22 protein-coding genes are annotated in these 22,788 nt (G+C 60.1%); 11 read left to right on the top strand and 11 right to left on the bottom strand.

From position 1 onward, the window contains the following. The first annotated feature begins 6 nt into the window (after nt 1-6). Nucleotides 7-1,338, top strand: coding sequence for a flagellar hook protein FlgE (flgE, locus tag AC1DXW_RS15300; protein WP_477752837.1), 1,332 nt, complete (start codon nt 7-9; stop codon nt 1,336-1,338). Between the two features lie 271 nt (nt 1,339-1,609). Here the strand turns inward: flgE and AC1DXW_RS15295 are convergent, their stop codons facing one another. Then, nucleotides 1,610-4,504 (bottom strand): ribonucleoside-diphosphate reductase subunit alpha, encoded by a 2,895-nt coding sequence (locus AC1DXW_RS15295; RefSeq protein ID WP_477752836.1) that lies wholly within the window; start codon nt 4,502-4,504, stop codon nt 1,610-1,612. 741 nt (nt 4,505-5,245) lie between these two features. Here AC1DXW_RS15295 and AC1DXW_RS15290 point away from each other — a divergent pair. Together AC1DXW_RS15290 and AC1DXW_RS15285 are read left to right on the top strand one after the other, a co-directional pair. Continuing rightward, nucleotides 5,246-5,968, top strand: a complete 723-nt coding sequence (locus AC1DXW_RS15290; RefSeq protein WP_477752835.1) for a response regulator — start codon at nt 5,246-5,248, stop codon at nt 5,966-5,968. Continuing rightward, nucleotides 5,965-7,575 (top strand): ATP-binding protein, encoded by a 1,611-nt coding sequence (locus tag AC1DXW_RS15285; protein ID WP_477760162.1) that lies wholly within the window; start codon nt 5,965-5,967, stop codon nt 7,573-7,575. The genes AC1DXW_RS15290 and AC1DXW_RS15285 overlap by 4 nt, the downstream gene beginning before the upstream one ends. A 126-nt stretch (nt 7,576-7,701) precedes the next feature. Here AC1DXW_RS15285 and AC1DXW_RS15280 read toward each other — a convergent pair whose 3' ends face one another. Next, entirely contained in the window at nt 7,702-8,427 is a 726-nt protein-coding gene (locus AC1DXW_RS15280) for a 4'-phosphopantetheinyl transferase family protein (RefSeq protein WP_477752833.1), read from the bottom strand. Between the two features lie 150 nt (nt 8,428-8,577). Continuing rightward, nucleotides 8,578-9,369: a dienelactone hydrolase family protein gene (locus AC1DXW_RS15275; protein ID WP_477752832.1), complete on the bottom strand. Its 792-nt coding sequence runs from the start codon at nt 9,367-9,369 to the stop codon at nt 8,578-8,580. A gap of 146 nt (nt 9,370-9,515) precedes the next feature. On the opposite strand from AC1DXW_RS15275, the gene AC1DXW_RS15270 reads away from it, so the two are divergent. The 3 genes from AC1DXW_RS15270 to AC1DXW_RS15260 all read left to right on the top strand — a co-directional run bounded on the left by AC1DXW_RS15270 (nt 9,516) and on the right by AC1DXW_RS15260 (nt 12,356). Next, on the top strand, nt 9,516-10,118 hold the full coding sequence (locus AC1DXW_RS15270) for a hypothetical protein (RefSeq protein ID WP_477752831.1): 603 nt from the start codon (nt 9,516-9,518) through the stop codon (nt 10,116-10,118). A gap of 217 nt (nt 10,119-10,335) precedes the next feature. Further along, nucleotides 10,336-11,013 carry a response regulator transcription factor gene (locus AC1DXW_RS15265; protein ID WP_108215270.1) on the top strand — a complete coding sequence of 226 codons (678 nt, stop codon included), beginning with the start codon at nt 10,336-10,338 and terminating at the stop codon, nt 11,011-11,013. Beyond that, nucleotides 11,010-12,356 carry an ATP-binding protein gene (locus tag AC1DXW_RS15260; protein WP_477752830.1) on the top strand — a complete coding sequence of 449 codons (1,347 nt, stop codon included), beginning with the start codon at nt 11,010-11,012 and terminating at the stop codon, nt 12,354-12,356. The genes AC1DXW_RS15265 and AC1DXW_RS15260 overlap by 4 nt, the downstream gene beginning before the upstream one ends. 89 nt (nt 12,357-12,445) lie before the next feature. Here the strand turns inward: AC1DXW_RS15260 and AC1DXW_RS15255 are convergent, their stop codons facing one another. Beyond that, nucleotides 12,446-13,444, bottom strand: a complete 999-nt coding sequence (locus AC1DXW_RS15255; protein WP_477752829.1) for an AraC family transcriptional regulator — start codon at nt 13,442-13,444, stop codon at nt 12,446-12,448. A 337-nt stretch (nt 13,445-13,781) separates the two neighbouring features. On the opposite strand from AC1DXW_RS15255, the gene AC1DXW_RS15250 reads away from it, so the two are divergent. Together AC1DXW_RS15250 and AC1DXW_RS15245 are read left to right on the top strand one after the other, a co-directional pair. Then, nucleotides 13,782-15,116, top strand: a complete 1,335-nt coding sequence (locus AC1DXW_RS15250) for a dicarboxylate/amino acid:cation symporter (RefSeq protein ID WP_477752828.1) — start codon at nt 13,782-13,784, stop codon at nt 15,114-15,116. 144 nt (nt 15,117-15,260) lie between these two features. Next, nucleotides 15,261-16,436 carry a CaiB/BaiF CoA transferase family protein gene (locus tag AC1DXW_RS15245; protein WP_477752827.1) on the top strand — a complete coding sequence of 392 codons (1,176 nt, stop codon included), beginning with the start codon at nt 15,261-15,263 and terminating at the stop codon, nt 16,434-16,436. Nucleotides 16,437-16,556: 120 nt separating this feature from the next. Here AC1DXW_RS15245 and AC1DXW_RS15240 read toward each other — a convergent pair whose 3' ends face one another. Then, nucleotides 16,557-17,051 carry a SprT family zinc-dependent metalloprotease gene (locus tag AC1DXW_RS15240; protein ID WP_477752826.1) on the bottom strand — a complete coding sequence of 165 codons (495 nt, stop codon included), beginning with the start codon at nt 17,049-17,051 and terminating at the stop codon, nt 16,557-16,559. Between the two features lie 158 nt (nt 17,052-17,209). After that, nucleotides 17,210-17,812: a Yip1 family protein gene (locus AC1DXW_RS15235; protein WP_008051494.1), complete on the bottom strand. Its 603-nt coding sequence runs from the start codon at nt 17,810-17,812 to the stop codon at nt 17,210-17,212. A 356-nt stretch (nt 17,813-18,168) separates the two neighbouring features. Here AC1DXW_RS15235 and ttcA point away from each other — a divergent pair, with 356 nt between their 5' ends. Together ttcA and AC1DXW_RS15225 are read left to right on the top strand one after the other, a co-directional pair. Further along, nucleotides 18,169-18,993, top strand: a complete 825-nt coding sequence (gene ttcA / locus AC1DXW_RS15230; protein WP_477760161.1) for a tRNA 2-thiocytidine(32) synthetase TtcA — start codon at nt 18,169-18,171, stop codon at nt 18,991-18,993. Nucleotides 18,994-19,123: 130 nt separating this feature from the next. Continuing rightward, on the top strand, nt 19,124-19,798 hold the full coding sequence (locus AC1DXW_RS15225) for a DNA-3-methyladenine glycosylase I (RefSeq protein ID WP_223456102.1): 675 nt from the start codon (nt 19,124-19,126) through the stop codon (nt 19,796-19,798). Between the two features lie 95 nt (nt 19,799-19,893). On the opposite strand, the gene AC1DXW_RS15220 is transcribed toward AC1DXW_RS15225, so the two are convergent. From AC1DXW_RS15220 to arsC, 3 genes are read right to left on the bottom strand one after another with little or no spacing between them, the layout of a single operon-like run. Continuing rightward, on the bottom strand, nt 19,894-20,319 hold the full coding sequence (locus AC1DXW_RS15220) for a DUF2069 domain-containing protein (protein ID WP_477754808.1): 426 nt from the start codon (nt 20,317-20,319) through the stop codon (nt 19,894-19,896). Nucleotide 20,320: 1 nt separating this feature from the next. Then, nucleotides 20,321-20,917, bottom strand: coding sequence for an NAD(P)H:quinone oxidoreductase (gene wrbA, locus AC1DXW_RS15215; protein ID WP_477754809.1), 597 nt, complete (start codon nt 20,915-20,917; stop codon nt 20,321-20,323). Next, a complete protein-coding gene (arsC, locus tag AC1DXW_RS15210) occupies nt 20,914-21,267 on the bottom strand; it encodes an arsenate reductase (glutaredoxin) (protein WP_477754810.1) in 354 nt (117 codons plus the stop codon). The genes wrbA and arsC overlap by 4 nt, the downstream gene beginning before the upstream one ends. A 114-nt stretch (nt 21,268-21,381) precedes the next feature. Between arsC and AC1DXW_RS15205 the strand changes: the two genes are divergently transcribed. Continuing rightward, on the top strand, nt 21,382-21,849 hold the full coding sequence (locus tag AC1DXW_RS15205) for a TlpA disulfide reductase family protein (RefSeq protein WP_477754811.1): 468 nt from the start codon (nt 21,382-21,384) through the stop codon (nt 21,847-21,849). A gap of 97 nt (nt 21,850-21,946) precedes the next feature. Here the strand turns inward: AC1DXW_RS15205 and AC1DXW_RS15200 are convergent, their stop codons facing one another. Together AC1DXW_RS15200 and AC1DXW_RS15195 are read right to left on the bottom strand one after the other, a co-directional pair. After that, complete coding sequence (locus AC1DXW_RS15200; RefSeq protein ID WP_477754812.1) at nt 21,947-22,351, bottom strand: META domain-containing protein; 405 nt, start codon at nt 22,349-22,351, stop codon at nt 21,947-21,949. Next, complete coding sequence (locus AC1DXW_RS15195) at nt 22,351-22,785, bottom strand: hypothetical protein (protein ID WP_007988765.1); 435 nt, start codon at nt 22,783-22,785, stop codon at nt 22,351-22,353. The genes AC1DXW_RS15200 and AC1DXW_RS15195 overlap by 1 nt, the downstream gene beginning before the upstream one ends. Nucleotides 22,786-22,788: the final 3 nt, after the last annotated feature.

The raw sequence follows: 22,788 nt of genomic DNA, 5'->3' as shown, positions 1-22,788 counted from the left end.
TGGATGATGTCTTTCAATATCGGCCTTAGCGGTCTCTATGCAGCCAACAAACAACTGGACGTGACCGGCAACAACATCGCCAACGTCGCGACCACCGGTTTCAAATCGTCCCGTGCAGAATTCGAAGACGTGTACTCGGCGACCCGCCTGGGCACCGGCAGCAAGACCGTCGGCAACGGCGTGCGCCTGGCCAACGTTTCCCAGCAGTTCGGCCAGGGTGACGTAAGCAACACGGGTAACGTGCTCGACATGGGTATCCAGGGCAACGGTTTCTTTGTCCTGAGCAACAACGGTTCGCTGACCTACACCCGTGCCGGTACATTCAAGACCGACAAGGAAGGCTACGTCACCAACAGCGACGGTACGGCCCGCCTGCAAGGTTACGGTGTGGATGCCAACGGCAAGATCGTCAATGGCGTGCTGACCGACCTGCGCATCGACACCTCCAACCTGGCACCGAAATCCACCAGCACCGTGTCGTCGACGATCAACCTGAACTCCACCTCGGCGGTGATCGACCAGACGGTTGCGGCGAACAAGTTCGACCCGTCCAAGACCGAGACCTTTACCAAGTCGTTCAGTACCCCGATCTTCGATACTCAGGGTAACCAGCACACCATGGATCAATACATGGTCAAGACTGCAGCGAACACATGGGACACCTACACGCTGATCGATGGTCGCAACCCGGATGGCAGTGATCCTACCGTTACCGCGCCGGTTGCTTCGACCATGTCGTTCGATTCCACCGGCAAACTGACCTCGGTCAGCACGCCGGTGACGCCGCCAACCACGCCACCGACTTCGGTGATCAGCAGTGACCTGAAAATCACCAATTGGACCCCGGGCAGTGTCACCAATGGCGTCTGGACAGCCAACGGCGCCGCAGCCGATCCGGCTGGATTGACCATCGCCATGGCCAACACCACCCAGTTCAACGCCGACACCGCGCGTTCGATTCCGGCGCAGAACGGTTACGCCACTGGCCAGATCACCAACCTGACCATCGACGGCAGCGGTGTGTTGCTGGCCAACTTCAGCAACAACCAGACCAAGCCGATCGGCCAGATCTCCCTGGCCAGCTTCACCAACGAACAAGGCCTGCAGCCGGTCGGCGGCACCAGCTGGAAGGAAACCTACGCGTCGGGCATCCCGGGCTACGATGCGCCGGAGACTGGCACCCTGGGTTCGATCGTTTCCAACTCCCTGGAAGAGTCCAACGTCAACCTGACCAACGAACTGGTCGACCTGATCAAGGCGCAGAGCAACTACCAGGCGAACGCCAAGACCATCTCCACCCAGAGCACCATCATGCAGACCATCATTCAGATGGCTTGATGCTGGAAAGTGCTGTGCAGGGAGCCCCTCGAAAGAGGGGCTTTTTTGTGGCCTGAGGTTTTGTGTCGGAGGTGATGGCCTCATCGCGAGCAAGCTCGCTCCCACAGTTGWTGGTGTTTATCTGGAAAGACTCGGTCCCCTGTGGGAGCGAGCTTGCTCGCGATGAGGCCAGTCCAGCCACTAATTTCTTACAGGCAAAAGAAAACCCCCGACCCGCCAGAGGCTGATCGGGGGTTTCGAGTAAGCGCCTTGCGACGCTTACCAGCTCAGCTTATTGGCAAGCTTCGCAATCCGGCTCGTCGATGGCGCAAGCCTTCGGCACTGGAGCAGGACCGGCAGGCGCTGCCAGGACCGAGTCGTCACCGTGGTTGCCGCCGCTGGAAACAGCGTTCAGCTTACCGGTGTTGATGGTCGACTTCTCGGTGCTGGTCGCGGCCAGGGCACGGAGGTAGTAGGTGGTTTTCAGACCACGGTACCAGGCCATGCGGTAGGTCACGTCCAGCTTCTTGCCCGAAGCGCCAGCGATGTACAGGTTCAGCGACTGAGCCTGGTCGATCCACTTCTGACGACGGCTTGCCGCGTCGACGATCCACTTGGTGTCCACTTCGAAGGCAGTCGCGTAGAGCTCTTTGAGTTCTTGCGGGATGCGCTCGATCTGCTGCACCGAACCGTCGTAGTACTTCAGGTCGTTGATCATGACCGAATCCCACAGGCCGCGAGCCTTCAGGTCGCGAACCAGGTACGGGTTGATCACGGTGAATTCGCCCGACAGGTTCGATTTCACATACAGGTTCTGGTAGGTCGGTTCGATCGACTGCGAAACGCCAGTGATGTTGGCGATGGTCGCGGTCGGTGCGATGGCCATGATGTTGGAGTTACGAATGCCTTTCTGTACACGGGCGCGAACCGGTGCCCAGTCCAGGGATTCGTTCAGGTCGACATCGATGTACTTCTGGCCACGGGCTTCGATCAGGATCTGTTGCGAATCCAGCGGCAGGATGCCTTTGGACCACAGCGAACCGTTGAAGGTCTCGTACGAGCCACGCTCATCGGCCAGGTCGCAGGACGCCTGGATCGCGTAGTAGCTGACCGCTTCCATCGACTTGTCGGCGAACTCGACGGCAGCATCGGAACCGTAAGGGATGTGCTGCAGGTACAGCGCGTCCTGGAAGCCCATGATGCCCAGGCCGACCGGACGGTGCTTGAAGTTGGAGTTCTGCGCTTGCGGCACCGAGTAGTAGTTGATGTCGATCACGTTATCGAGCATGCGCACGGCGGTGTTCACGGTGCGTTGCAGCTTGGCGGTGTCCAGCTTGCCGCCCACGACGTGGTTCGGCAGGTTGATCGAGCCCAGGTTGCAAACGGCGATCTCGTCCTTGTTGGTGTTCAAGGTGATCTCGGTGCACAGGTTCGAGCTGTGGACCACGCCGACGTGCTGCTGCGGGCTGCGCAGGTTGCACGGGTCCTTGAAGGTCAGCCACGGGTGGCCGGTTTCGAACAGCATGGACAGCATCTTGCGCCACAGGTCTTTGGCCTGGATGGTCTTGAACAGCTTGACCTTGCCCGGGTACTCGGTCAGGGCTTCGTAGTACTCGTAGCGCTCTTCGAAGGCCTTGCCGGTCAGGTCGTGCAGGTCCGGTACTTCGGACGGCGAGAACAGGGTCCACTTGCCGTCATCGAAGACGCGCTTCATGAACAGGTCCGGGATCCAGTTGGCGGTGTTCATGTCGTGGGTACGACGACGGTCATCACCGGTGTTCTTGCGCAGCTCGATGAACTCTTCGATGTCCATGTGCCAGGTTTCCAGGTAGGCACATACAGCGCCTTTGCGCTTGCCGCCCTGGTTAACCGCTACGGCGGTGTCGTTCACTACTTTCAGGAACGGCACGACGCCCTGGGACTTGCCGTTGGTGCCCTTGATGTACGAACCCAGCGCACGCACCGGTGTCCAGTCGTTGCCCAGGCCGCCAGCGAATTTCGACAGCATGGCGTTGTCGTGGATCGCGTGGTAGATGCCCGACAGGTCATCCGGCACGGTGGTCAGGTAGCAGCTCGACAGCTGTGGACGCAGGGTACCGGCGTTGAACAGGGTCGGAGTCGAAGCCATGTAGTCGAAGGACGACAGCAGGTTGTAGAACTCGATCGCGCGGTCTTCTTTGTGCTTCTCTTCGATTGCCAGGCCCATGGCCACACGCATGAAGAAGATCTGCGGCAGTTCGAAACGCACGCCATCCTTGTGGATGAAGTAACGGTCGTACAGGGTCTGCAGGCCCAGGTAGGTGAATTGCTGGTCGCGCTCGTGGTTGATCGCCTTGCCCAGTTTTTCCAGGTCGAAGGTGGCCAGCACAGGGTTCAGCAGTTCGAACTCGATACCTTTGGCGATGTAGGCCGGCAGCGCCTTGGCGTACAGGTCGACCATTTCGTGGTGGGTGGCGCTTTCGGCGACGCCGAGGAAACCCAGGCCTTCGCCGCGCAGGGTGTCCATCAGCAGGCGCGCGGTCACGAACGAGTAGTTCGGCTCGCGTTCAACCAGGGTACGGGCGGTCATCACCAGGGCGGTGTTGACATCGTTCAGGGCCACGCCGTCGTACAGGTTCTTCAGGGTTTCGCGCTGGATCAGGTCGCCGTCGACTTCTTCCAGGCCTTCGCACGCTTCGGTGACGATGGTGTTCAGGCGGCCCATGTCCAGTGGCGCCAGGCTGCCGTCGGCACGGGTGATGCGGATCGACGGGTGAGCGTTGACCGCTTCCTCGGCCGGTGCGTGGGCAGCGCGTTCTTTCGAACGACCGTCACGGTAGATCACGTAGTCGCGAGCGACTTTCTGCTCGCCGGCACGCATCAGGGCCAGTTCGACCTGGTCCTGGATTTCTTCGATGTGGATGGTGCCGCCCGATGGCATGCGACGCTTGAAGGTCGCGGTGACCTGTTCGGTCAGGCGGGCAACAGTGTCGTGGATTCGCGACGAGGCAGCAGCGGTGCCGCCTTCAACTGCGAGGAACGCTTTGGTGATGGCGACGGTGATTTTGTCATCGGTGTAGGGAACGACAGTGCCGTTACGCTTGATCACGCGCAGTTGGCCAGGCGCGGTGGCGGACAGATCCGAATTCGAATCAGCGGCCTGCGGCAAGGTGCCCTGCGGGTTCTCGCGAGTTGTGTCGGTTTGCATGGGGGAGTGTCTCCACATTCTCTATGTTTGTTTGGGCACCATCACGGTGCCCACCGTTCCGTCCTGAAGCACTACAACCGGCGAGCGCCGGGCATAACGACTTCGGGACAGTAGGAAGGGGGCTTTATCGAGCGCCGCTTCCATGCCGAAGTCTTTGGTCTCACGCCTTGGGCCTGAAACCTTGGTCCTTTGCAGGTGACAGTTGGGACTGCAACACCCGTACCGTTTTCACCACTCTGGGCCGAAATACAGTAGCCATCCGCATGCGCGGTTTGGTCTTTCGAAAATACGTTTGGTTCAACCGGACAGAGGCAGTAAAAGCGCTTGAAATTGGTGTCTGGTTTGTGTTTGGTTTTTCGCGCAAAACCCTATATCTAGGGTTTTTTTAGCGCCGGGCTACAAGATAATGCGTTTTAGGGGGGGATTGCAACGTACTACCTGTGGATAAACCTGTGCGTAAATTGTGTGTGAAAGAGGGAACCGGCGTGTAGGCCGCGACACTGCTGGACCGGACCTTTTTTCAGGGATTTTCTACGATCGAAAACGCTCGATCGGATTTTTAAGGGCGCGAACCCTATCACAAAAAACCGCTTCGTCCGAACGCATTTACCTGCTTGTGTTCTCGACGGGCGGCGTTTATACAATCGGCCCAGCGTGTATACATATTTGTCCCCCCGAATCATTACAAAAAAGACGGGCGGATCCTTCCTTATTGGTGTTTTTGGCAAGCAGAGGTCACCCGTGGAGCAAGAAGCCTGGCAGGTATTGATTGTGGAGGACGACCAGCGACTGGCTGAACTGACCCGCGATTACCTGGAAGCCAATGGCCTGCGTGTATCGATCGAAGGCGATGGTGCACTCGCTGCGAACCGCATCATCAAGGAACAACCGGACCTGGTGATCCTCGACCTGATGCTCCCCGGCGAAGATGGCCTGAGCATTTGCCGCAAGGTCCGCGCCCGCTATGACGGCCCGATCCTGATGCTCACCGCCCGCACCGATGACACTGACCAGATTCTTGGCCTGGACCTCGGCGCTGACGACTACGTCTGCAAGCCGGTACGCCCGCGTCTGTTGCTGGCGCGCATCCAGGCCTTGCTGCGTCGCAGTGAAGCACCCGAAGCCGCCCCGGAAAAACAGCGGCGTCTACAGTTCGGCCCGCTGATCGTCGACAACGCCTTGCGCGAAGCCTGGTTGCAGGGCAACGGCATCGAGCTGACGAGCGCCGAATTCGACTTGCTCTGGCTGTTGGTGGCCAATGCCGGGCGCATCCTCTCCCGGGAGGAGATCTTCACTGCGCTGCGGGGCATCGGCTATGACGGTCAGGACCGCTCCATCGATGTGCGCATCTCGCGCATCCGCCCGAAGATCGGCGATGACCCGGAGCATCCGCGGCTGATCAAGACCGTGCGCAGCAAAGGCTATCTGTTCGTTCCCGAGGCTTGCGTAGACCAGACCCTGTGAACTCGATCTTCCTGCGTATCTATGGCGGCATGTGCGCCGCGCTGATTCTGGTGGCGGTGCTCGGTGTGCTGGCGTTGCACCTGCTCAATCAGGTGCGCAGCGAGCAATACCGCGAGCGTCTGGCCCACGGCACATTCACGCTGATGGCCGACAACCTGCAACCGATGAACCAGACCGAGCGCCACCGGGCCTTGCTGGTGTGGGAGCGGCTGCTGGGGATTCCGCTGGCGCTGAAAACCTTTGCCGGGACCGACCTCGACCTGGCCCAGCGCACCCGTGTGTTGCGTGGCCAGGCATTGGTGGAACAGACCGGGCCGCACGCGGCGAAGGTATACAAGCTGGTGAGCGACAAGGAACAGTTGATGCTCACCGGGGAAGTGCAGCAGATCAGCGAGCAACTGGCCCGGGCGACCATCTACCTGTTGACCGATGAACTGGTGCGCACCCCGGTAGCCGACCAGCCCTTGCGCCTGGCGCAATTAAAGGAAAGCAAGGGCTTCGGCTTCGACCTGCGCCTGGTCACGGTTGACGAGGCGGACATGGACGAAGACCAGCGCCGCCGGGTGTCCGAGGGCGACACTGTGATGGCGTTGGGCAAGGGCGGCGATTCGATCCGGGTATTTGCTGGCATGGTCGGCACGCCGTGGGTCCTGGAAATCGGCCCGTTGTATCAGATGAATCCTTATCCGCCGGAATGGCTGGTGCTGATCGCCGCGCTGGGCCTGACGCTGATCGGCTTGATCGTTTATCTGCTGGTGCGTCAGCTGGAGCGCCGCTTGCGTGGCCTCGAGGCCGCCGCCACGCGCATCGCCAAGGGCAGTCTGGAAACCCGCGTGCCTGCGCGCGGCGCGGATTCTGTGGGGCGGTTGGCGTCGGCGTTCAACGGTATGGCCGAGCACTTGCAGCAGTTGCTGGCGATCCAGCGCGAACTGGTGCGCGCGGTGTCCCACGAATTGCGCACTCCGGTGGCCCGCCTGCGCTTTGGCCTGGAGATGATCGGTTCGGCCACCACGCCGCAAGCCCTGGAAAAATACTGCCAGGGCATGGACCACGACATCGAGGATCTCGACCGGTTGGTGGACGAGATGCTGACCTACGCGCGGCTCGAACAGGGTTCGCCGGCGCTGAACTTTCAGCGGATCGATCTGGATGCCTTGGTCAATCAGGTGATCGAAGAGCTGGCGCCATTGCGTGCCGATGTCACGGTGCAGCGGGGGTTGTGCCTGTCGGCGGCCGATAACGACGACGCCTGGGTCGAGGCCGAACCGCGTTATCTGCACCGGGCGATCCAGAACCTGGTGAGCAACGCTATGCGTCATGCGCAATCACGGGTGACTATCAGTTATCAGGTGGGGCAGCAGCGATGCCGGGTGGATATCGAGGATGACGGGCCGGGTGTGCCGGAGTCGGCGTGGGAGAAGATCTTCACGCCGTTCCTGCGACTCRACGACAGCCGCACCCGGGCGTCAGGCGGGCATGGATTGGGGTTGTCGATCGTGCGGCGAATCATCCATTGGCATGGCGGGCGGGCATTGATTGGCAAGAGCAAGAGCCTGGGCGGGGCGTGCTTCAGTCTGAGTTGGCCGCGCAATCAGGAGAAGCGTTGAGCCTTGTGTTGTCTGATAGGACCCCATCGCGAGCAGGCTCGCTCCCACACTGGATCTATGTCACGCCACAAATCCCTGTGGGAGCGAGCTTGCTCGCGATGGGGCCCGAATGGGCGCCAATAAACCTCAGGCCTTGATGCTGACCACGCTCAACAACTGCCCATCCTTGACCCCGAACTGCGCATCCAGCTCGGTGCCGTTGCGCCATTCGCTGGACAAATCAGTAAGCAATCGCAACCGCACCTCACCCGACTCACGCCATTCCAGCACTTCGGCGTGTTCGAAGTAAAAACGTTGCTGAACGATCGGATAGAGCGCCTTGAACAGGCTTTCCTTGACCGAGAACGTCAGGGTGACCAGCAACGCCCGTTGATCGTGATCACCGGCCGCCATGCGCTGTAGCTCCGGCGGGTTGAGGATTTCCCCGGCCAGGCGTTCGGCCCGTTCGGCATTGAGCAGGTTTTCCAGATCCATGCCCAGGCCGCGCCAATGGCTTTTGTTCGCCACGATCGCCGCGGCCCGGCCAGTGCTGTGGGTGATCGAGCCAGTGATATGAGCAGGCCAGACCGGTGCCCGGTCTTCACCGATGGCCGGAATGAAGCTCAAACCTTCGAGCCGCTGTAACGCAGCCCGGGCACACACCCGCCCGGCGAGAAACTCTGCCTGTCGTTTGGCGACCGAGCGCTGGATGCTCGCCGGCGCTTCGACAGCGCTGCGCTGAAAGTCATCGCTGGCCAGTCGGGCGCTATCGAAGTGAGTGCTCAACAGGACCGTATCGGGCAGCACAAACGGCAGCGGCCAATGGTCATCGAGGGGCGTGCAGCAGACGGGCAGGGCGGGGGCTGAATTCATGGGGGGCATTTTGCCGGGTTGCCTTGGGACTGGGTAGTGCAAAGCTTCAGATCGGGTTTGCTGCCTTCGCGAGCAGGCTCGCACACAGTGGATTTGTGTCGCTGCACAATTCCTGTGGGAGCGAGCCTGCTCGCGAAGCGGTCTACCGGCTCAGCTGAAGATCTTCTTGAAAAACGCCTGCATGTCCGCCCAGGATTTTTCATCCGCGGCCTTGTTGTAGCCGATGTCCGGCCCGCCATGATCGCCATGGCTTAGCCGGTCGGCATCCGGGTTGGTGAAGCCGTGCCTGGCGCCGTCGAGGCTGACGAATTTGTAGTCGGCGCCGGCCTTGTCCATCTCGTTCTTGAAAGCCGTGATGTTTTCCGGGGTGACGATGCTGTCCAGCGACCCGTGTTCCACAAGGATCTTCGCCTTGACGCTGCCTGGCGTTGCCGGCGTGTTGGTCGCCAAGGCGCCATGGAAACTCACCACGCCTGCCAATGGCACGCCCTGTCTTGCGGCGTTGAGCACCACGCCACCACCGAAGCAGTAGCCGATGGCGGCGATTTTATGCGGATCGGTTTGCGGTTGTTTTTTCAGCAGGTCGAGCCCGGCCTGAAACCTCGCGCTCGACACGGCACTGTCTTTTGCCACGGCTTGCATGAACGCCATGGCGTCTTTGGGGTGCTCGGTATTTTTGCCATCACCGTACATGTCAATGGCCAGGGCGCTGTAGCCCAGGCTGGCGAGATCCCGGGCGCGGCGCTTGGCGTACTCGTTCAGGCCCCAGAACTCATGCACCACCACGACCCCGGCGCGCGGGCCCTTGATCGCATCGTCATAGGCGTAATAGCCGATCATTTTCGTGCCGTCGGCACTTTGGTAGGGGATTTCCCGGGTCTGGATGGCGGCCTGGCTGAGCCCGCACAAGGCCAGTAGGAGGACGGCGAAGAACATGCGCATGGTCGAAACTCCTGTTGAAACGTGTCGAAACATTCGGGAAAGGGCGGTTCAGCCCAGGTTCAGAGTGCGTTCAGGGGGAGTTCAGGACCCGCTGCGTAACCTTGCCCCGTACCCAAAAAACAAACGGCACATGAGGTAACTCCCCAATGACTGCATTCAAAAAACTGCTTCTGGCAATCACGGTTCTGGGCGCAAGCTCCGCAGCCTTCGCGTCCGACGACAACTTCGCCAGCCTTACTCTTGGACAGACCAGCGACAAGGTCAAAAAGTCCCACGCCCTGAACGACAACCTCAATCACCCGAACGCCGATGGCGTGATCGGCAAGGACACTACCTGGGGTGTTCGTCTGGGCCAGCAAAATACCAAGGGCCGCTACTACGCCACATACGACAATGTATCGGGCTCGCACAACGGCATTAAACTGCGTCAGGAAAACCTCCTGGGCAGCTACGATCTGTTTTACCCGGTGGGCGGCAGCACCAGGCTGTTCGGTGGTGCCACGGCCGGCCTGACCAAAATGACTCAGGAATCGCCGGGCTTCAGCCGCGACAGCAATATTGGCTACGCCATCGGTGGTCAGGCGGGTGTGTTGCAACAGGTTTCGCAGAACACCTCGGTTGAACTGGGTTACCGTTACCTGCGTAGCAACGCCAGCACTGAGATGAGCGAGCGCGGTGGCAACAAGCAGGGTTCGCTGGACCTGACCAGCAGCGCCCAGACTTACCTGTCCGCCAACTACGCTTTCTAACAAGGGCATGCGCCAACGCGAAACCTGTAGGAGCGAGCTCGCTCCGGGCGGCGATCCGACGAAAGCGGTGTGTCAGGCAACATCAATGTTGACTGTGCCGCCGTCTTCGTCGGATCGCCGCCCGGAGCRAGCTCGCTCCTACAGTGACCGTTGCCATGTTAGCTATTGAGGTGAGACGTTGTGCTTTTGGAGATGTTGATTTGCCCGGGAGAGCGTTATGAAACTGCTGGTCGTCGAAGATGAAGCGCTGCTGCGTCATCACCTGAAAACCCGCCTGACGGAAAGCGGCCACGTGGTCGAGTCGGTGGCTAACGCCGAGGAGGCGCTGTACCAGACCGCGCAGTTCAACTTTGACCTGGCGGTGATCGACCTCGGACTGCCGGGCATGAGCGGGCTCGACCTGATCCGCCAGTTGCGCTCAAGCGGCAAAACCTTCCCGATACTGATCCTCACCGCGCGCGGCAACTGGCAGGACAAGGTCGAAGGCCTGGCCGCCGGCGCCGACGATTACGTGGTCAAGCCGTTTCAGTTCGAAGAACTGGAGGCCCGCCTGAATGCCTTGTTGCGCCGCTCCAGCGGATTTACCCAGTCGACCATCGTTGCTGGCCCGTTGCTGCTGGACCTGAACCGTAAGCAGGCGTCCCTCGACGAACAGCCGCTGGCACTGACCGCGTATGAGTACCGCATCCTCGAATACCTGATGCGCCATCACCAGCAAGTGGTGCCCAAGGACCGCTTGATGGAACAGCTCTACCCGGATGACGACGAGCGCGATCCGAATGTGATCGAGGTGCTGGTCGGCCGTCTGCGCCGCAAACTGGAGGGGCCGGGCGGGTTCAAACCGATCGACACCGTGCGCGGCCTGGGCTACCTGTTCAATGAGCGTTGCACTTGATCCGTTCGCTGCGCATTCGCTTGATGCTCGCTGCCACGCTGTTGGCGGTGTTGTTCATGCTGGCGCTGCTGCCGGCGATGCAAGGTGCCTTCAGCCTGGCGTTGCAGGACTCCATCGAGCAGCGTCTGGCTTCGGACGTGACCACGCTGATCTCTGCCGCACGGGTGGAGAACAACAGTCTGCAGATGCCGGCGCAATTGCCTGACGAACGCTTCAACCTCACCGACAGCCGACTGCTTGGCTACATCTATGACCGTGAAGGGCATCTGGTCTGGCGTTCGAAGGCGACCCAGGAAGAACGCATCAATTACAAGCCGCGCTACGACGGGCGTGGCAACGAGTTTGCGCGGATCCGCGAAGCCAATGGCCAGGAGTTCTTCGTCTACGACGTCGAGGTCAAGTTGCTCGGCGGTAAAAGTGCAGCCTTCAGCATCGTGGCGCTGCAGCCGGTTCGCGAGTACGAACTGACCCTCGAAGGCTTGCGGGAAAATCTTTATCTGGGTTTTGGCGCGGCACTGCTGGTGCTGCTGGCGTTGCTGTGGATCGGACTGACCTGGGGCTTGCAGGCATTGCGGCGCTTGAGCCAGGAACTGGACCAGATCGAAGGTGGCACCCGCGAAAGCCTCAGTGAGGAACATCCCCGTGAATTGTTGCGCCTGACCGGTTCTCTCAACCGTTTGCTGCACAGTGAACGTGAGCAGCGCAGTCGCTACCGTGATTCCCTCGATGACCTGGCACATAGCCTGAAAACGCCGCTGGCGGTGTTGCAAGGCGTCAGTGAAGACCTGGCCCAGCGTCCTGAGGATCGCGATCAGGCCTGGGTGTTGCAAACCCAGATCGAACGCATGAGCCAGCAGATCAGCTACCAATTGCAGCGCGCCAGCCTGCGCAAAAGCGGTCTGGTACGTCATCAGGTGCGCTTGCACCCGGTACTGAAAAGCCTGTGCGACACACTGGACAAGGTCTATCGCGACAAGCGCGTGCACGTCGCGTTCGATTTGCCCGACCCGTGTTACGTACCGATCGAGCAAGGCGCTCTATTGGAGATGATGGGCAATTTGCTGGAAAACGCCTATCGCCTGTGCCTGGGCGAAATACGCATCAGTGTGCGTGAAACTCTCAGCGGCACCGAGTTGTGTGTCGAGGACGACGGCCCCGGCGTACCACAAAATCAGCGCGCACGGATTCTCGAGCGCGGAGAGCGTCTGGATCGCCAGCACCCGGGGCAGGGCATCGGCCTGGCGGTGGTCAAGGACATCATCGAGAGCTACAGCGCCAAGCTGACCTTGGGTGATTCACCGATGGGCGGTGCGGCGTTCCGGATTCTTTTTCCGGTGGTTTGACCTGAGGTTTGATAGTGTTCTTTCGAGCCTCTTCGCGGGCTTGCCCGCGAAGAGGCCAGTGAAGACACCAAAAAATTCAGCCTTGAACCTCAGTGTTCCTGCGCCCGATAAGCCCCCGGTGTCAGCCCCGTCCACTTCTTGAACGCCCGGTGAAACGCCGACGGTTCGGAAAACCCCAGCTGCTCGGCGATCTGTTGCAACGACAGGTCAGCGCGGCTCAGGTGATAAATCGCGATGTCCCGGCGCAACTGGTCCTTCAATTCCTGAAAGCTCGAACCCTCTTCCCGCAAATGCCGGCGCAAGGTCTGCGGACTGATGTGCAGGTGGGCGGCCACGGCTTCCAGGTCGGGCCAGCGTGAACTGTCGCGACTGAGCAAGCGCCGCAGGCGGCTGCTCAAACTGTCGCCGTCATCCGGACGCGAGAGCAGGTCGGCGGGGGAGCGCTCGAGGAAATGCTTGAGGGTGCGTTCGTCCTGCAACAGCGGCATGGCCAGGTAGCGGCTGTGAAACAACAGGCTGCTCTGGGGCCTTGAAAACTCAAGCGGACAGGAAAACAACAGGTCGTACTCGGCGCCGTGTTCGGGCCGGGGGTAGCTGAACGAGGCCTGTTCCAGGCGAATACGCTGGCCGATCAGCCAGCTGCCGAAACGGTGCCAGATCACCAGCAGGCTTTCGCTGAGGAAATGGTCCGGGTCCCAGAGTTGCGAATCGTCCAGGCTCAGGCGCACCCATTCATCTTCTCGGCTCAGGGTCAAACGCGGAGCCCCGGGGAATAGGCTATAAAACAATAAGCCGCGATTGAGTGCCTTATCCAGGTTGCGACAGTGAATCACGGCATGGCACATCATCGCGAAGCTGCCCGGCCTGCTTGGGGCTTGCCCGAACCCCAGGTACTCGTCGTCCAGCGCCAGCCATAACGCCTGGATCAGTTGGGTGAATTGCTCAGGCGCGATGCGTGCCCGGGGCTCGTCCAGTAACTCGGGGCTGATCCCCAGTTGTTGTAGCACGCCGCAATAGTCGTAGCCGTGCCGACGCGCACCACCAAGGGCAGCGCGGGCGAAATGACTGGCGATGGTGCGTTCGCGCATGGCAGCAGATCTGACCGTTGATCGACGGATGTTAGCTGCGCACCGTGGGCATGAACAGGGCGGATATCCGCCAAATAGCAGGACGACTTTTAATTGAAGGGCGGAAATCCGCCACATGTTTGTAACCGTTCGGTGACAGGGATTCGCTGCAACCCCAGAGATCAACAGGCTTGCAGGGATTTTACGGAAGGTGGCACGGGCCTTGCGATACAACGTGCAGATGCCTGCCGTTGCGCAGCTCGAAAAAACAAATCCCTCCAGTGCAGGAGGGTTCGCAATTGCGGTGTTGCGGGCAACAGATGGATGTTGTCACCGGGCACCCTTGAGGAACTTTGCAATGACGACTCGTCAGCCACTGTACAAATCCCTGTATTTCCAGGTGATCGTTGCAATTGTCATCGGTATTTTGCTCGGTCACTTCTATCCGCAGCTCGGTGTGGCGGTAAAGCCGCTGGGTGACGGGTTCATCAAACTGATCAAAATGATCATCGCCCCGATCATCTTCTGCACCGTCGTCAGCGGTATCGCCGGCATGCAGGACATGAAAGCGGTCGGCAAGACTGGCGGTTACGCACTCCTTTACTTTGAAATCGTTTCGACCATCGCTTTGCTGGTGGGTCTGGTCGTGGTCAACGTCGTGCAGCCAGGTGCTGGCATGCACATCGACGTAAGCACCCTGGATGCCTCCAAAGTCGCTACCTACGTAGCGGCTGGTGCTGATCAAAGTGTCATCGGCTTCCTCCTCAACGTGATCCCGGCCACCATCGTTGGCGCATTCGCCACGGGCGACATCCTGCAAGTGCTGATGTTCTCGGTGATCTTCGGTTTCGCCCTGCATCGCCTGGGTGCCTACGGCAAGCCGCTGCTGGACTTCATCGATCGCTTCGCCCATGTGATGTTCAACATCATCAACATGATCATGAAGCTCGCGCCGATCGGTGCCTTCGGTGCCATGGCGTTCACCATCGGTGCCTACGGTGTCGGCTCGCTGGTGCAACTGGGTCAACTGATGGCGTGCTTCTACATCACTTGCCTGCTGTTCATTCTGATCGTGCTGGGCTCCATCGCTCGCATGCATGGCTTCAGCGTGCTGAAGATGATCCGCTACATCCGTGAAGAACTGCTGATCGTGCTCGGTACTTCTTCTTCGGAATCGGTGCTGCCACGCATGCTGGTCAAGATGGAGCGTCTGGGCGCGAAGAAATCCGTGGTAGGCCTGGTGATCCCGACCGGCTACTCGTTCAACCTCGACGGTACCGCGATCTACCTGACCATGGCGGCCGTGTTCATTGCCCAGGCAACTGACACCCACATGGACATCACGCACCAGATCACCCTGCTGGTGGTGTTGTTGCTGTCCTCCAAAGGCGCCGCCGGTGTGACCGGTTCGGGTTTCATCGTACTGGCTGCGACCCTGTCCGCCGTGGGCCACCTGCCGGTTGCCGGCCTGGCGCTGATCCTCGGCATCGACCGCTTCATGTCCGAAGCCCGTGCCCTGACCAACCTGGTCGGTAACGCCGTTGCCACTATCGTCGTGGCCAAGTGGGTCAAGGAACTGGACACCGACGTGCTGCAAGCCGAGCTGGCTTCGGGCGGTCGCGGCATTGCCGACGAGCCTAAAGACGATGTTCTGGGCCACGTCGAAGGGGCAACCCCGACGAACGCCAAGTAAGCCTTGTTGTAATGAAAAACCCGCTTCGGCGGGTTTTTTCATGCCCGGCGATTGAGCGTAACGGTCACTGCGCGTGGCGTATAAGGTGATTGCTGCAAAGCAATCGGCTGCCTAGGCTGTGGGCATCGTTAAGGGAGAACGCTCATGCTCGGTCCACTGGCATCACTCAAGGTTCTGGATTTCTCGACACTGCTGCCGGGGCCGTTCGCCTCGTTGCTGCTGGCGGACATGGGCGCCGAGGTGCTGCGCATCGAATCACCGACGCGCATGGATCTGCTGCGAGTGTTGCCACCCCATGATCAAGGCGTGTCAGCCAGTCATGCCTACCTCAACCGCAACAAACGCAGCCTCGCCCTGGACCTCAAACAGCCTGAGGCCCTTGAGGTGATCAGGTCGTTGCTACAGGGCTACGACATTGTGCTCGAGCAGTTTCGCCCGGGTGTCATGGAGCGTCTGGGCCTGGGCTACGAAGCCCTGAAGGCGATCAATCCCAAATTGATTTATGTGTCGATCACCGGCTACGGCCAGACCGGCCCCTACAAGGACCGCGCCGGCCATGACATCAACTACCTGGCCCTGTCCGGGCTGGCGAGTTACACAGGTCGTGCCGACAGTGGGCCGCTGCCGTTGGGCATGCAGGTGGCGGATGTTGCCGGTGGTTCGCTGCACGGGGTGATTGGCTTGCTGGCGGCGGTCATTGCCCGACAGCAAACCGGTCAGGGCCAGCACCTGGATGTCAGCATGACCGACTGCTCGTTCAGCCTGAATGCGCTGGCAGGTGCCGGGTATCTGGCCTGTGGCGTCGAGCCGGGGCCGGAAGACCAGGTGCTCAATGGCGGCAGCTTTTACGATTACTACCGATCCCGGGATGGGCGCTGGCTGTCGGTGGGCAGCCTGGAACCGGCATTCATGAAACAGTTGTGCGCGGTGTTGGGGCTTGAGGAACTGGCCGGCCTCGGCCTGTCTGCGGCGCACCAGCAACAGCTTAAAGCCGCGCTGAAGGTCGAATTCGAAAAGTATGACTTTGCCGAGTTGTGCGCGCTTTTCGCGGAGCTGGATGCTTGTGTCGAGCCGGTGTTGAGCCTGGGGGAGGCGCTGAGTCATCCGCAGTTGCAGGCGCGGGAGTTGGTGACCGATGTGCCCCGTGGCGATGGCTCGACCCAGTCACAGATGGCTTGTCCGCTGAAGTTTTCGCAAGGTTTGCCTGAGCCCCGGCATATTGGCGCGGCGTTGGGGCAGCATACGGATCAGGTGTTGGGGGAGTTGGGGTTTAGCATTGAGCGGATCGAACAGTTGCGGCGATCCAAGGTGATTCTCTAGTGCCTGTCAGGCCGCCATCGCGAGCAGGCTCGCTCCCACATTGGGTTTGTGTCACGCCAAAGATCCCCTGTGGGAGCGAGCCTGCTCGCGATAGCGGCGTCACAAACACTGAAAATCCAACTACTCGACCCGCATCTCCCCACTGAACACCAGGGTATTGCGACACCGCCGGCACAAATACCGCCGACCTTGCCGAACCAGGCTGTGGCGCTGGGCGGAAAACGGGAAGTCGCTGTCGGCGCACGGGCATTTGTAGATGTAGCGGGTCACGCGGCGGCGTTTGACGTCATAGGTGTGGCAGCGGTTGGGCGGCAGTTCGTACACGCCGCGCATGATCAATTGCCACTCTTCGCCATGGGGCTGAATGCGGTCGCCGAACAACTGATGGGCGATCAGGTGCGCGACCTCATGGGCCACGGTCTGCTTGAGGAAGTCTTCGGTGTTTTCCTGGTACAACTGCGGATTGAAGCGCAGCAGGTTTTCGTGCAGATGCGCGACACCGGCTTTTTGCCCGCGCAGCTTGAGGCTCACCACGGGTCGCTTGAAGGGTCGTTTGAAAAAGGATTCGGCTTGTTGGAAACAGTCTTCGACGCGGGTATTGAGTTGCTCGGGCATGCTTGATGGATCTCCAGAGACGTCGAGTATGCCGCAACCCTCGGGCCTTGCGAATCGCCAAGGTGCCGAATGGTTGTGTGTCTGCTCGTTGCTGAAGAATGAAAAGGCCGCCTTGCGGCGGCCTGTGTCGGTCGTTTCTGATTATCAGTGATGAGCGGCTAACTGGTATAGACCGGCCCCACGCCGAGTCCCCAGACAATCACGGTGAACGCCATGATGGCGACCAGCACCACCAGGCCTACGGCGAGCACCGAACTTGAAAACAGGAAGCCCTCGTCAGATGGAATGTTCATGAATGTCGGCAAGCCCACGTACAGCAAGTACACCGTGTAGCAGATGGCGGCGGTGCCGACGATCATCCCCAGCCACAAGTGCGGGTACAAGGCGGCGAGGCCGCCGATGAACAGCGGTGTAGCGGTGTAGGTTGCAAACGCAATGCAGCGGGCCAGGCTTGGGTTGGCGTCATAGGTGCGGGCCATCCAGTGAATGAATGCGCCCATTACCGCGACACCGCCGAGCATCGCCAGGTACGACATGATCGTCATCCATATCGCGCTTTCTACGGTCAGCATTACGGGAGGTCGATTGCCGATGACCCAGCCGACCTGTGTGGTGCCAATAAAGGCAGACACGGCGGGGATCGCCGCCAGGATCAGCGTATGGGTCAGGTACATGTGGCTGATGCTTTCCTCCTGATCGCCACGGATTTCTTTCCATTCTTGGTCAGGGTGGGTGAAGAGCCCCACTACGTGATGGATCATGCCAGTCACTCCTCTTGTTTTACCGTCGCCCCCCAGTGGAGCGCCTACGGGCCAATGCGGCCAAGCAAGTCATAGGTCTGAATTTGTATGTGACCTTATGTCGCAGTATAGGGATGAGTTTCCCTAGAGGAAGTAGGGGCTTTAGAGCAAATCGCGCTGTAAACCCCAGGCCTAATCGCGGTTGCGTCTGTAGGAGCTGCCGAAGGCTCGGTCCGCCCTCGGGCGATCTTTTGATCTTTGGCCATTTCAGCGCCACCGAAGATCAAAATCAAAAGATCGCAGCCTTCGGCAGCTCCTACAGGTCGATTTTTTGCGTAAAATGCCGGCCTTTCGTCACACCTCACGGATTTCGCGTCATGGGCACTCTCACGGTCAACCAGAACAAACTGCAAAAGCGCCTTCGCCGACAGGCCGGTGAGGCGGTTGCCGATTTCAACATGATTGAAGACGGCGACAAGGTCATGGTCTGCCTGTCCGGTGGCAAGGACAGCTACACCATGCTCGACGTGCTGATGCACTTGCAGAAGGTCGCGCCGATCAAGTTCGAGATCGTGGCCGTGAACATGGACCAGAAGCAGCCGGGCTTCCCGGAGCACGTGCTGCCGGCCTACCTCAAAGAACTGGGTATCGAGTACCACATCGTCGAGAAAGACACTTACTCGGTGGTCAAGCAGCTCATCCCGGAAGGCAAGACCACCTGCTCGCTGTGCTCGCGTCTGCGTCGCGGAACGCTCTACACCTTCGCCGACGAAATCGGCGCGACCAAGATGGCCCTCGGTCACCACCGCGACGACATCGTCGAAACGTTCTTCCTGAACATGTTCTTCAACGGTTCGCTCAAGGCCATGCCACCGAAGTTGCGCGCCGACGATGGCCGTAACGTGGTGATCCGCCCGCTGGCCTACTGCAACGAAAAAGACATCCAGGCCTACTCGGACTTCAAGCAATTCCCGATCATCCCGTGCAACCTCTGTGGCTCCCAGGAAAACCTGCAGCGTCAGGTGGTCAAGGAAATGCTGCTGGACTGGGAGCGCAAGACCCCGGGCCGTACCGAGAGCATTTTCCGCAGCCTGCAGAACGTGATCCCGTCACAACTGGCGGACCGCAACCTGTTCGACTTCACCAGCCTCAAGATCGACGAAAGCGCGGCTTCGCGATTCGTCAATGTGGTCAATCTCTAGTCAAAAACTGTAGGAGTGAGCCTGCTCGCGATCGCGCAGTGTCAGTCGACATCAATGTTGAATGACTAACCGCGATCGCGAGCAGGCTCACTCCTACATTTGTTTATTGTTTCAACCTCCAGGAGAGGGCATGCGCGACTACAAGTGGCTGAACGAGTACTGCTTGAACCGTTTCGGTTCAGCGGCTGAACTGGAAGCCCACCTGCCCGTTCCCAAGACTCCCGCGCAACTGCGCAAGATCAGCGACGATCGCTACCTCTCGATGATGGCGCTACGGGTATTCCGCGCCGGGCTAAAGCACAGCCTGGTGGATGCCAAGTGGCCGGCCTTCGAAGAAGTGTTCTTCAAGTTCGACCCGGAGAAAGTCGTGCTGATGAGCGCCGAACACCTGGAGCGGCTGATGCAGGACACGCGGATCATCCGTCACCTGGGCAAGCTCAAGAGTGTGCCGCGCAATGCGCAGTTCATACTGGACGTGGCCCATGAAAAGGGCAGCTTCGGCGCGCTGATCGCCGATTGGCCGGTGACCGATATCGTCGGGCTCTGGACCTTTCTGAAAAAACGCGGACATCAGTTGGGCGGTCTGTCTGCCCCGCGCTTCTTGCGGATGATCGGCAAGGACACCTTTGTACCGAGCTATGACGTGGTGGCGGCGCTGAATGCGCAGGACATCATCGACAAGGTGCCGAGCAGCCTGCGCGACCTGGCGTTGGTGCAGGACGTGTTCAACCAGTGGCATGAAGAAAGTGGCGGGCGGCCGATGAGCCAGATTTCGATGATGCTGGCTTATACCGTCAATCATTGAGGGTTTGGGTGGCCCCAAAAGATCGCAGCCTTCGGCAGCTCCTACAGGGGAATGTGTAAGCCTGTAGGAGCTGCCGAAGGCTGCGATCTTTTCTGTCAGGCGACGGAAACTTCGTCCTCGCCAGCCAACTTGCGATTCAACTGATACCGCCAGCGCACATACAACAACGCTGAACAGAACACCGCCAGGCTCGCACCCATCTCCAGCAAACCGAAGATTTGCCGGTTCGGGTCATAGGCAGCCAACGCGCCCTTGATGAAATACAGGTTCACCACAAAGCACATCCACGAATGCCCGCGAGGGCTGCCGACGATCATCCCCGGTGCCAGAATCAGCAGTGGCACCAGTTCGATCAACAGGATCACCCAGGGGCGTGCCCCGTGCAGATCGGCAATCGCCAGGTAGTAAACACACAGCAGTCCCACCAGGCCGAAAAAGCACAGCAGACTGATGACACGCATCGCCTTGACGCGTGGCTCGAGCCATTCGAGGGCGGGAAGAATCTTCGGCTTTTTTGCCACCTCAGCTCTCCAGTTTCTGTGCAGTCTTCGCCAGGCGCATGCCCAGCGCGCGGCACAGCGCCACTTCATGGGTATCCAGACCGCTTTTGCCGTCGGCACCGGCGTGGTGGCTGGCGCCGTAAGGCGTGCCGCCGCCCTGGGTTTCCAGCAGTGCCGACTCGCTGTACGGCAGGCCGGTGATCAGCATGCCGTGGTGCAGCAACGGCAGCATCATCGACAGCAGGGTGGTTTCCTGGCCACCGTGCAGGCTCGCCGTGGAGGTGAATACACCCGCCGGTTTGCCCACCAGCGCACCGGTCAGCCACAGGTTGCTGGTGCCGTCGAGAAAGTACTTGAGCGGCGCCGCCATGTTACCGAAGCGGGTCGGGCTGCCGAGTGCCAGGCCGGCGCAGTTCTTCAGGTCGTCGAGGCTGGCGTACAGCGCACCTTCGTCGGGAATCTCCGGCGAAACGGCTTCGCACTCGCTGGAAATCGCCGGCACCGTGCGCAGGCGCGCTTCAAGCCCGGCCTGTTCGACACCACGGGCGATCTGCCGGGCCATTTCGTTGGTCGAACCGCTGCGGCTGTAGTACAGAACCAGAATGTACGGTGCACTCATGGCAACAGTTCCAGGATCTGCTCCGGTGGGCGGCCGATGATGGCTTTGTCGCCGACTTCGAGAATCGGTCGCTCCATCAGTTTCGGGTGGGCGGCGATAGCGGCGATCAATTGCGCTTCGCTCAGGCTGTTGTCGGCCAGGTCGAGGGTTTTGTACTCGTCCTCGCCGGTGCGCAGCAAATGCCGGGCGCTGATCCCGAGTTTGCCCAGCAGGCTCTGGATTTGCGCGGCGTCCAGCGGAGTGTCCAGGTAACGGACCACGGTAGGCGTCAGGCCACGGGCTTCAAGCAGTTCGAGCGCACCGCGGGATTTCGAGCAGCGCGGGTTGTGATAAAGCGTCAGATCGGTCATGAGCGGGTCGCATCTTGCGTAAGGTGGCGGCTATTCTAACTGTGCAGCGCGCAATCCAGAACCGTGAGAGGCGATGGGTCGCAGGCGCATTCAATTTTTGACAAGGAACACGACATGACAAGGCGACTGGCAGCGGCATTGGCGATCATCGGGGCGTTGATGCTGGGGGGCTGCGGGAATGACTATGGCATCGACCAGGACGGCCACAAGATCGCCGCCGACCGACTGGACGGCAAATGGCTGGTACTTAACTACTGGGCAGAATGGTGCGGGCCTTGCCGTACCGAGATCCCGGAGTTGAATGCCTTGGCCGAGCAGCTCAAGGACAAGAAAATTGGTGTGTTCGGGGTCAACTTCGACAACGTCCAGGGGCAAGAGCTGAAGGGCGCGAGCGAGAAGCTGGGAATCAGGTTCACCGTGCTGGCGCTGGACCCTACCGAGCTGTTCGAGCTGCCGCGCAGCGAGGTGTTGCCGGTGACGTACATTATCGATAACAAGGGCAAGGTGCGTGAGCAGTTGATGGGGGAACAGACGGCGGCGGGGGTGATGGCGAAGCTTGAGGCATTGCAGGCGAAGAATTGAGTTGTTCTTGAGAGAAAAGATCGCAGCCTGCGGCAGCTCCTACAGGGTGTACGACAATCCATGTAGGAGCTGCCGCAGGCTGCGATCTTTTAGGGGATCAACCCTCCTCAAGCCACCAACGCAGCGGCTTGCCTTCGGCTGGCCAGAAGCGCATCTGCTCGATCGGGGAGACGTCCCAGCGCTGGACGTTTTCCAGGGCCTGGAGGAAGCGTTTTTCCTGTTCCATCAGCGCCGGCGCGCACAGTTTGCGGGTGCTGCCGATTTTGCCGAAGGTCAGTTTGTCGCCATCGAGGGTGTACGGCGCGAACCAGTGATTGCAGCCACCATTGCCGTAAGCCCGGCCGTCTTCAGCGAGGGTGATGGTCAGGTGGCTGTAGTCCATCAACGGCCGTTCGCCGATCCATTCCAGAATGTAGCTGCGGTTTTGTTGCAACTGCACCGGCTCGGCGGCGCAGCCCAGCAGGCTGGCACCGGCCATCGCGCTCAGAGCGAGGCGTTTCATCACGCAGGCTCCTGGCATTTCGGGCACAGGTGTTTCTCGCCAACGGTGGTCCAGCCCAGCTCGGCAATCCGCGCAGTGGCGGCAGGCTTTTCGGCCTTGTTGCCCAGCTTGGCATCGACGGCGAACTCGAAGCTCAGCTCTTTGGCGCAGCTGTCACAGTTCACTTGCCAGGTATGAATCGCCAGTTCGCCGAATACCGGGCCACTGGCCACCGCGACCCATTGACCGGGCGGGTTGATCAGGTGGCGAACCGTTTCGACGGTCAGGCGCATGGACAAGTCCTTGGCACCCTTGAGGGTCACGACCAGCACGTCGTTGTTGCGAATCGAGCCACCGTTGCCGGTGACCTGATAGCGCCCTGGCACCAGGGCGCGGCATTCGGTGAGGGTGTGTTGCGGGTTCATCAGGCTGTAGCGGAAATCGTGTTCGACCATGGG

The sequence above is a fragment of the Pseudomonas sp. P4_C4 genome (assembly GCF_056402055.1).
The sequence above is the reverse complement of the archived record's forward strand: the minus strand, read 5'-3'. Positions and strand labels throughout refer to the sequence as shown.

Coding starts and splice junctions, on each gene's coding strand:
- ttcA (WP_477760161.1), top strand. CDS start 18,169: ATGGGCACTCTCACGGTCAACCAGAACAAACTGCAAAAGCGCCTTCGC.
- flgE (WP_477752837.1), top strand. CDS start 7: ATGTCTTTCAATATCGGCCTTAGCGGTCTCTATGCAGCCAACAAACAA.
- AC1DXW_RS15295 (WP_477752836.1), bottom strand. CDS start 4,504: ATGCAAACCGACACAACTCGCGAGAACCCGCAGGGCACCTTGCCGCAG.
- AC1DXW_RS15200 (WP_477754812.1), bottom strand. CDS start 22,351: ATGAAACGCCTCGCTCTGAGCGCGATGGCCGGTGCCAGCCTGCTGGGC.
- AC1DXW_RS15280 (WP_477752833.1), bottom strand. CDS start 8,427: ATGAATTCAGCCCCCGCCCTGCCCGTCTGCTGCACGCCCCTCGATGAC.
- AC1DXW_RS15245 (WP_477752827.1), top strand. CDS start 15,261: ATGCTCGGTCCACTGGCATCACTCAAGGTTCTGGATTTCTCGACACTG.
- AC1DXW_RS15205 (WP_477754811.1), top strand. CDS start 21,382: ATGACAAGGCGACTGGCAGCGGCATTGGCGATCATCGGGGCGTTGATG.
- AC1DXW_RS15250 (WP_477752828.1), top strand. CDS start 13,782: ATGACGACTCGTCAGCCACTGTACAAATCCCTGTATTTCCAGGTGATC.
- AC1DXW_RS15235 (WP_008051494.1), bottom strand. CDS start 17,812: ATGATCCATCACGTAGTGGGGCTCTTCACCCACCCTGACCAAGAATGG.
- AC1DXW_RS15240 (WP_477752826.1), bottom strand. CDS start 17,051: ATGCCCGAGCAACTCAATACCCGCGTCGAAGACTGTTTCCAACAAGCC.
- AC1DXW_RS15255 (WP_477752829.1), bottom strand. CDS start 13,444: ATGCGCGAACGCACCATCGCCAGTCATTTCGCCCGCGCTGCCCTTGGT.
- AC1DXW_RS15270 (WP_477752831.1), top strand. CDS start 9,516: ATGACTGCATTCAAAAAACTGCTTCTGGCAATCACGGTTCTGGGCGCA.
- AC1DXW_RS15195 (WP_007988765.1), bottom strand. CDS start 22,785: ATGGTCGAACACGATTTCCGCTACAGCCTGATGAACCCGCAACACACC.
- arsC (WP_477754810.1), bottom strand. CDS start 21,267: ATGACCGATCTGACGCTTTATCACAACCCGCGCTGCTCGAAATCCCGC.
- AC1DXW_RS15225 (WP_223456102.1), top strand. CDS start 19,124: ATGCGCGACTACAAGTGGCTGAACGAGTACTGCTTGAACCGTTTCGGT.
- AC1DXW_RS15275 (WP_477752832.1), bottom strand. CDS start 9,369: ATGCGCATGTTCTTCGCCGTCCTCCTACTGGCCTTGTGCGGGCTCAGC.
- wrbA (WP_477754809.1), bottom strand. CDS start 20,917: ATGAGTGCACCGTACATTCTGGTTCTGTACTACAGCCGCAGCGGTTCG.
- AC1DXW_RS15265 (WP_108215270.1), top strand. CDS start 10,336: ATGAAACTGCTGGTCGTCGAAGATGAAGCGCTGCTGCGTCATCACCTG.